Annotated in this window: 1 protein-coding gene; it reads right to left on the reverse strand. The window is 43.4% G+C overall.

Annotation, left to right across the window (positions count from 1 at the left end; all coding sequences use genetic code 11):
- Positions 1–153: 153 nt before the first annotated feature.
- On the reverse strand, positions 154–431 hold a 278-nt coding region (locus tag ACYVRA_RS09215; RefSeq protein ID WP_461252403.1), incomplete at its 5' end, for a tyrosine-type recombinase/integrase.

Here is a 431-nt window from a genome sequence, read left to right on the forward strand (position 1 = left end):
ATTTTCCCAAATGCCCTTTCTGAGAAGACGGCTTCCGTTTCTTCCGATAAAAAGGGCATGGGTCTTGTTTATTTTCACCGCCAGTTTAGGCCTTGCGTATTGCAGATATTGTTTTAATTGATACGCGGCTTCTTTTCCAAAAAGCACAATACGCTATTTATTGCCTTTTCCCCTTACCTTTGCGATTCCTGTGTCGATATCAACATCTTTTATGTGAAGTCCCACGGCTTCAGAAACGCGCAGTCCCGCCGAATAAATTAATTCAAAAAGGCATCTGTCGCGGCAGCCTTGCGGTTTTGACGTGTCTATAACATTTAAAAGATCTTCGATCGTTTTCCTGTCCATTACTTCGGGAATATTTAGTTTTCGTTTGGGGCTTTCAAGAACATCCGCCGGATTACTTTCCACCAGTCCTTCATCCGCGGCAAATC

The organism is Treponema sp. R8-4-B8 (assembly GCF_054786175.1).